8 protein-coding genes are annotated in these 7,522 nt (G+C 69.1%); 7 read left to right on the top strand and 1 reads right to left on the bottom strand.

From position 1 onward, the window contains the following. Positions 1–435, top strand: a 435-nt coding sequence (locus K4G64_RS15090; protein ID WP_221756557.1) for a DUF4190 domain-containing protein, incomplete at its 5' end; no start/stop codon positions are given. Positions 436–504: 69 nt separating this feature from the next. Then, positions 505–969, top strand: coding sequence for a DUF4190 domain-containing protein (locus tag K4G64_RS15085; protein ID WP_221756556.1), 465 nt, complete (start codon positions 505–507; stop codon positions 967–969). Between the two features lie 51 nt (positions 970–1,020). Here the strand turns inward: K4G64_RS15085 and K4G64_RS15080 are convergent, their stop codons facing one another. After that, positions 1,021–1,593: an NADAR family protein gene (locus tag K4G64_RS15080; RefSeq protein WP_221756555.1), complete on the bottom strand. Its 573-nt coding sequence runs from the start codon at positions 1,591–1,593 to the stop codon at positions 1,021–1,023. Between the two features lie 199 nt (positions 1,594–1,792). Between K4G64_RS15080 and K4G64_RS15075 the strand changes: the two genes are divergently transcribed. From K4G64_RS15075 to K4G64_RS15055, 5 genes are read left to right on the top strand one after another with little or no spacing between them, the layout of a single operon-like run. Next, positions 1,793–3,328 carry a gamma-aminobutyraldehyde dehydrogenase gene (locus K4G64_RS15075; protein ID WP_221756554.1) on the top strand — a complete coding sequence of 512 codons (1,536 nt, stop codon included), beginning with the start codon at positions 1,793–1,795 and terminating at the stop codon, positions 3,326–3,328. Between the two features lie 56 nt (positions 3,329–3,384). Further along, the gene (locus K4G64_RS15070; protein ID WP_221756553.1) at positions 3,385–4,632 is read left to right on the top strand and encodes a spermidine/putrescine ABC transporter substrate-binding protein; all 1,248 of its coding nucleotides are present in this window, start codon (positions 3,385–3,387) and stop codon (positions 4,630–4,632) included. Positions 4,633–4,637: 5 nt separating this feature from the next. Further along, positions 4,638–5,783: an ABC transporter ATP-binding protein gene (locus K4G64_RS15065; protein WP_221756559.1), complete on the top strand. Its 1,146-nt coding sequence runs from the start codon at positions 4,638–4,640 to the stop codon at positions 5,781–5,783. Then, entirely contained in the window at positions 5,783–6,712 is a 930-nt protein-coding gene (locus tag K4G64_RS15060; RefSeq protein WP_221756552.1) for an ABC transporter permease, read from the top strand. The genes K4G64_RS15065 and K4G64_RS15060 overlap by 1 nt, the downstream gene beginning before the upstream one ends. After that, positions 6,713–7,513, top strand: coding sequence for an ABC transporter permease (locus K4G64_RS15055; RefSeq protein WP_185012161.1), 801 nt, complete (start codon positions 6,713–6,715; stop codon positions 7,511–7,513). It abuts the gene before it with no gap. Positions 7,514–7,522 lie beyond the last annotated feature (9 nt).

Genomic DNA, 7,522 nt, shown 5'->3' with positions numbered 1-7,522 from the left:
CCCGTGGCCCCCACCGGCCCGGGAGCGCCCGGCGGCTACGGCTACCCGGGCTACCCGCAGTCCGGATACACCCAGTCCGGCTACGGCTGGCCCGGCATGCCCCCGGCCCCCCAGAACGGCCTGGGCATCGCCGCGATGGTGCTCGGCATCGTCTCCTGCACCCTCTTCTGCCTCTATGGCGTGGTCTCGCTGATCACCGGCATCCTCGCCGTCGTCTTCGGCATCAAGGGCCGCAAGCGCGCCGAGGCCGGAGTGGCCACCAACCACGGGCAGGCCCAGGCGGGTCTGATCATGGGCATCATCGGGATCATCCTCGGCATCGCCGTGATCGTGCTGATCGCCGTCGGCATCACGGCCGCGATCAACAGCGACAGGAACGACGACCCCTACTACGGGACCCTCGGCCCGGTGGCCACCGCCGCGTCCCACCGCTGAAACCAGGGCTCTGCACGGCCGAGTTGGCCACTACGATGCCTTGGTCTGACAACGGAGGGGAGTTCGTCCATGTCCAACATCAACCCGCCGCCGGGTGGTTTCGGCCCACCGGCCCAGCCGCCGCAGCAGCCGGCCCCGGGATACGGCTACCCGCAGCAGCCCGGACCGGGATACGGCTACCCCCAGGGCGGCCCCGGCTACCCCGCCGCGCCGCCCGTGGGCTACCCGCAGGCGCCCGGTTACGGGATGCCCGCGCAGCCCAGCAACGGCATGGGCACCACGGGACTGGTGCTGGGCATCATCGGCGTGGTCTGCAGCGTCACGTTCATCATGTGGTTCTTCGGCGTGATCCTGGGCATTCTCGCGATCATCTTCGGCGCCATCGGCCGCGGCAGGGCCACCCGCGGTGAGGCCACGAACAAGGGCGCGGCGACCGCCGGCCTGGTCTGCGGCATCATCGCCACCGTGATCCTTCCGCTGCTGGGCTTCCTGCTGTTCGCCAGCATCATGGGCGGTCTCGGCGCCGCGTCCTGACGCGGCTCCCGCAGCTTCACAAGGGGCCGGTCCCGAGGACCGGCCCCTTGCTCATGCTCCCGCCCGCAGCCGCTCCCGCGCCTCCATCAGCGCGAAGCCCAGCAGATTCGGCCCCCGCCACCGCTGCGGATCGGCCGCCGCCTCGTCGTCCGCGGCCAGCCCGATGCCCCACACCCGGTCCACGGGGCTCGCCTCCACCAGCACCCGGTCGCCCGTGCCCAGCAGATACCCCAGCAGCTCGGGGTGCGCGCCGAACTTGTGGACGCTGCCCTCCACGACGATCCGGAACCGCTCCCGCGCCCACACCGCCTCGTCGAACCCGCGCACCAGCCGCCCGGCCTTCTTCGCCTCGGCGGGATGCTCCGCGGCCAGCACGGCACGCTCCGCCGCAGCGTCCCCGAAGAGCCGGGCCTTGCCGGCCATCATCCAGTGCTCCGCCGTCGCGTAGGCCACGCCGTCCACGGTGAACGGCGCCGGCCACCACTGGCTCAGACAGCTCGCCCCGGTCCGGCCGTCCGGCCGCGGCCGGTGCCCCCAGAAGTGCAGATACTTCACCCTGGCCCCCGCATGGACCGCGCTGATCAGGGCCTCCTGCGAGCCGACCGCCCCCGTGATCTTCTCCATGCACGCGAGTGTGGCACGCACCACTGACACAGCGTCCTGCCTTTTCGCGGCGGACTCGACACCTGGTCGACAGATTCCGTCGCGTAACCAAAAATCAACAACGGAATCACTTGTTGGAGTGGCATACCTCTGTCAGGATCGGCACTCAAATCGAGCCTGAGCCACGCCGGCCCCACCAGGGGACACGGAGGAGAGCGACATGCACAACCCGGGCATTGCCACCCCGGACCGATTTCCGGCCGAGGAGCGCTTCGCGGAGGGCGCGCAGTACATCGCGGGGCGCCTGACCAGGGGTACCTCCGGCCGCACGCACGCGGTCGTCGACCCGGCGTCGGGCGAGGAGGTCCTCACCTACGAACTGGCGGGCACGGCCGACGTCGACCGGGCCGTCGCCGCCGCCCGCGCGGCCTTCCCCGGCTGGGCGGGAGCCACCCCGGGCGAGCGCTCCGACGCCCTGCACCGGTTCGCCGCGGTCCTCGCCGACCGCGCCGAGGACTTCGCCCGCGCCGAGTCCCTCCAGTGCGGCAAGCCGCTGAAGCTGACCCGGGAGTTCGACGTCCCCGGGACCATCGACAACGCCGCCTTCTTCGCCGGTGCCGCACGGCATCTGCAGGGGCAGTCCGCCGGTGAGTACTCCGGCGACCACACCTCGTACATCCGGCGCGAGCCCATCGGGGTCGTCGGGTCGATCGCGCCCTGGAACTACCCCCTCCAGATGGCCGCCTGGAAGATCCTCCCGGCGATCGCCGCGGGCAACACCATCGTCCTGAAGCCCGCCGAGCTCACCCCGCTGACCTCGCTGCTCTTCGCCCGGGCGGCCACGGACGCCGGCATCCCGGACGGCGTGATCAACATCGTCACGGGCACCGGCAGGGAGGCCGGAGAGCACCTCGTCGGCCACCCCGACGTGGCCATGACCTCCTTCACCGGCTCCACCGCCGTCGGCAAGCGCGTCGCCGAGGTCGCCACCGCCACCGTCAAGCGCCTCCACCTGGAGCTCGGCGGCAAGGCGCCCTTCGTGGTCTTCGACGACGCCGACCTGGAGGCCGCCGCCCACGGCGCGGTCGCGGGCTCCCTGATCAACACCGGGCAGGACTGCACGGCCGCCACGCGCGCGTATGTGCAGCGGCCGCTGTACGACGCCTTCGTGGCGCGGACCGCGGCACTCATGGAGACGGTCCGGCTCGGCGACCCCTTCGCCGCCGGCACCGACCTCGGTCCGCTGATCTCGCACGTGCAGCGGGACCGGGTCGCCGGATTCGTGGACCGGGCGCGGGCCTACGCGCGCGTGGTGACCGGGGGCGAGGCACCCGAGGGGGAGCTCGCCAAGGGCGCCTACTACCGGCCCACCCTCATCGCCGACGCGGCCCAGGACAGCGAGGTCGTCCAGTCGGAGATCTTCGGCCCGGTCCTCGTCGTGCTGCCCTTCGACACCGACGACGAGGGCCTCGCGCTCGCCAACGACACCCCCTACGGCCTGGCCGCCTCCGCCTGGAGCCGGGACGTGTACCGGGCGAACCGGGCCACGCGCGAGATCAAGGCCGGCTGCGTCTGGATCAACGACCACATCCCGATCATCAGTGAGATGCCGCACGGCGGCTGCAAGTCCTCCGGCTACGGCAAGGACATGTCCGCGTACTCGTTCGAGGAGTACACCCAGATCAAACACGTCATGTTCGACAACACCGCGGTGGCCGCCAAGGACTGGCACCGCACCGTGTTCGGGGATCGATAGCCGTTCGCAGGCCGCCTGACCAACGGCCGTCCACCCTCCGAAAGGGCACCACGCGCATGGAGCAGTACGAGCCCGACCGCCTGTCCGCGGTCCAACGGGCCGCCATGAGGCGCAGTTTCAAGAACGGCAGGGCCTCCCTCACCCGGCGGTCCCTGCTGCGCGCCTCCGCGGGCGGGGCGCTCGCGGCCGGCGGACTCGGCACGCTGAGCGCCTGCGGCATCCCCGCCGCCGGCCAGTCCAAGGGCGGCGTCTCGGCCGAGGACCACTCGGCCAAGGAGAAGACGGTGAACTTCTCCAACTGGACCGAGTACATGGACGTCGACGACAGCGGCAAGCACCACCCCACGCTGGACCAGTTCGCCGAGCGGACCGGCATCAAGGTCAAGTACAGCGAGGACATCAACGACAACAACGAGTTCTTCGGCAAGATCAAGCCGCAGCTCGCCGCGGGCCAGGACACCGGCCGCGACCTGATCGTCCTCACCGACTGGCTGGCCGCCCGGCTCATCCGCCTCGGCTGGGTGCAGAAGCTCGACCCGAGCAACCTGCCGCACGCCTACGCCAACCTGTCGGCCCAGTTCCGCAGCCCCGACTGGGACCCGGGCCGCGCCTACTCGTACGTCTGGCAGGGCATCTCGACCGTCATCGCGTACAACAAGAAGGCCCTCGACGGCGTCGAGGTGAAGTCGATATCCGACCTGCTGGACAACCCCAAGCTCAAGGGCCGGGTCGGCTTCCTGTCCGAGATGCGCGACAGCATCGGCATGACGCTGCTCGACATGGGCAAGGACCCGGCCGACTTCACCGCCGACGACTACGACGCGGCCATCGCCCGCCTCCAGAAGGCCGTCGACAAGGGCCAGATCCGCCGCTTCACCGGCAACGACTACACCTCGGACCTGACCAGCGGCGACTTCGCGGCCTGTGTCGCCTGGGCGGGGGACGTCGTCCAGCTCAAGGCGGACAGCCCCGACATCGACTTCCTCATCCCGGACAGCGGCTACGTGACGTCGACCGACAACCTGCTGATCCCCAACAAGGCCCGGCACAAGACCAACGCCGAGCGGCTCATCGACTTCTACTACGAGCCGAAGGCCGCCGCCGAACTCGCCGCGTACATCAACTACGTGTGCCCCGTTGACGGCGTGAAGACCGAACTCGCGAAGATCGACGAGGACGCGGCGAACAACCCGCTGATCATTCCCGACAAGGCCATGGCCGCCAAGTCGCACGCCTTCCGCTCGCTGAGCTCGAAGGAAGAGACCGAGTTCGAAGCGAAGTTCGCGAAGCTGACGGGGGCGTGACCACCATGACGAACAAGACCGACCCCGGCGGCGACGTCCGCCTCACGGGCATAGCCAAGACCTACGGCTCCTTCACCGCTGTCCACCCGCTCGACCTGACCGTGCCGCAGGGCTCCTTCTTCGCCCTGCTCGGCGCCTCCGGCTGCGGCAAGACCACCACCCTGCGCATGATCGCCGGCCTGGAGGAACCCTCCGCCGGCACCGTCTTCCTCGGCGACCAGGACGTGACGGCCCTGCCGCCGTACAAGCGGCCGGTGAACACGGTCTTCCAGTCCTACGCCCTCTTCCCCCACCTCGACATCTTCGAGAACGTCGCCTTCGGCCTGCGCCGGCGCGGCCTCAAGTCGGTGAAGAAGCAGGTCGACGAGATGCTGGACCTCGTCCAGCTCGGCGAGCAGGCCCGCAAGAAGCCGCACCAGCTCTCCGGCGGCCAGCAGCAGCGCGTCGCCGTCGCCCGCGCGCTGATCAACCACCCCAAGGTGCTCCTGCTCGACGAACCGCTCGGCGCCCTCGACCTCAAGCTGCGCCGCCAGATGCAGCTGGAGCTCAAGCGCATCCAGACCGAGGTCGGCATCACCTTCATCCACGTCACCCACGACCAGGAGGAGGCCATGACCATGGCCGACACGGTCGCCGTGATGAACGCGGGCCGCGTCGAGCAACTGGGCGCACCCGCCGAGCTCTACGAGAACCCGCGCACCACCTTCGTCGCGAACTTCCTCGGCACCTCCAACTTCATCGAGGCCGAGGTCGACTCCAAGAGCGGCGAGGAGATCGTGCTGAAGGCCGGCGGCGGCAAGCTCGTCCTGCCCGGCGCGCGATGTTCGGCACCCGCGACGACCGGCGGCAAGGTGCTGCTCGGCGTGCGCCCGGAGAAGATCTCCCTCACCCACGCCGACGACGCCGGCGAGATCCCCGAGGGCCGCAACCGCATCACGGGCCGGATCGCCGACTCCAGCTTCATCGGCGTCTCCACGCAGTACGTCGTCGACAGCCCGGTCTGCTCCGACTTCGAGGTCTACGCCCAGAACATCGACCGCGACCCCCGCCTGGTCCCCGGCGCCGAGGTCGTCCTGCACTGGAACCCGGCCCACACCTTCGGCCTGGACGCCGCGCAGGACGCCGACGCCGGAGTGGAAGAGGCGGCCTGATGTCGACACTCACCGAGGCGCCACCGCCTCTCGCGCCTGGGGCGCCCGCACCCAGGCCCCCCAAGCGCCGGGGCCGTTTCACGCCGTACTGGCTGCTGCTGCCCGGCATCCTGTGGCTGGTCGTCTTCTTCGCGCTGCCGATGATCTACCAGGCCTCCACGTCCGTGCAGACGGGCTCCCTGGAGCAGGGCTACAAGGTCACCTGGCACTTCGCCACTTACTGGGACGCGCTGTCCGCGTACTGGCCGCAGTTCGTCCGCTCGGTGCTCTACGCCGGCACGGCGACGATCCTGTGCCTGCTGCTCGGCTACCCGCTGGCGTATCTGATCGCCTTCCGCGCGGGCCGCTGGAAGAACCTGATCATGATCCTGGTGATCGCGCCGTTCTTCACCAGCTTCCTGATCCGCACCCTCGCCTGGAAGACGATCCTCGCGGACGGCGGACCGGTCGTCGGCGCGCTCAACACGCTGCACGTCCTGGACGTCACCAACTGGCTCGGCATGACCGCCGGCGACCGCGTCCTGGCCACCCCGCTCGCGGTGGTGTGCGGTCTGACGTACAACTTCCTGCCGTTCATGATCCTTCCGCTCTACACCTCGCTGGAGCGCATCGACGGACGGCTCCACGAAGCCGCGGGAGATCTGTACGCCAGGCCGTGGACGACCTTCCGCAAGGTCACCTTCCCGCTGTCGATGCCGGGTGTCGTCTCCGGCACGCTGCTGACCTTCATCCCGGCGGCCGGTGACTACGTGAACGCCGATCTGCTCGGCTCCACCGACACCCGCATGGTCGGAAACGTCATCCAGACACAGTTCCTGAGAGTCCTCGACTATCCGACGGCCGCGGCGCTCTCCTTCATCCTCATGGCGGCCATTCTGCTCATGGTCACCCTCTACATCCGCAGGTCCGGGACGGAGGATCTGGTCTAAATGCCCTTCGTCAACTGGCTCAAGAGAAATCTCGTCGTCCTGGCGGGACTGCTGACCCTCGGCTATCTGCTCCTGCCGAACGTCGTCGTGACGGTGTTCTCCTTCAACAAACCGAAGGGGCGCTTCAACTACGAATGGCAGCAGTTCTCGCTGGACGCCTGGAAGGACCCGTGCGGGGTCTCCGGGCTGTGCGGGTCACTGTCCCTCAGCCTCCAGATCGCCCTCTGGGCGACACTGGGCGCCACCCTCCTCGGCACCCTGATCGCCTTCGCCCTGGTCCGCTACCGGTTCCGCGCCCGCGGCGCCGTGAACTCGCTGATCTTCCTGCCGATGGCGATGCCCGAGGTCGTCATGGCCGCCTCGCTGCTCACCCTGTTCCTCAACATGGGCGCACAGCTGGGCTTCTGGACGATTCTCATCGCGCACATCATGTTCTGCCTGAGTTTCGTGGTCACGGCCGTCAAGGCACGCGTGATGTCGATGGATCCCAAACTGGAGGAGGCGGCCCGGGACCTGTACGCGGGCCCGTTCCAGACCTTCGTCCGGGTGACCCTGCCCATCGCCGCACCGGGAATCGCCGCGGGCGCGCTTCTCGCCTTCGCGCTCTCCTTCGACGATTTCATCATCACCAATTTCAACGCCGGCTCGACCGTCACCTTCCCCATGTTCGTCTGGGGTTCGGCGCAGCGCGGAACGCCCGTTCAGATCAATGTCATCGGCACGACCATGTTCGTCGTCGCCGTACTGTTCGTCCTGGTTTCCATGGTTGCCGGAAACCGCCGCAACAGGCAGAAGGCATAACCCCGTAGG

This window comes from Streptomyces sp. WAC04114, from assembly GCF_019733245.1.
Lineage (GTDB): Bacteria > Actinomycetota > Actinomycetes > Streptomycetales > Streptomycetaceae > Streptomyces > Streptomyces massasporeus_A.
The sequence above is the reverse complement of the archived record's forward strand: the minus strand, read 5'-3'. Positions and strand labels throughout refer to the sequence as shown.

Coding starts and splice junctions, on each gene's coding strand:
- K4G64_RS15085 (WP_221756556.1), top strand. CDS start 505: ATGTCCAACATCAACCCGCCGCCGGGTGGTTTCGGCCCACCGGCCCAG.
- K4G64_RS15080 (WP_221756555.1), bottom strand. CDS start 1,593: ATGGAGAAGATCACGGGGGCGGTCGGCTCGCAGGAGGCCCTGATCAGC.
- K4G64_RS15075 (WP_221756554.1), top strand. CDS start 1,793: ATGCACAACCCGGGCATTGCCACCCCGGACCGATTTCCGGCCGAGGAG.
- K4G64_RS15070 (WP_221756553.1), top strand. CDS start 3,385: ATGGAGCAGTACGAGCCCGACCGCCTGTCCGCGGTCCAACGGGCCGCC.
- K4G64_RS15065 (WP_221756559.1), top strand. CDS start 4,638: ATGACGAACAAGACCGACCCCGGCGGCGACGTCCGCCTCACGGGCATA.
- K4G64_RS15060 (WP_221756552.1), top strand. CDS start 5,783: ATGTCGACACTCACCGAGGCGCCACCGCCTCTCGCGCCTGGGGCGCCC.
- K4G64_RS15055 (WP_185012161.1), top strand. CDS start 6,713: ATGCCCTTCGTCAACTGGCTCAAGAGAAATCTCGTCGTCCTGGCGGGA.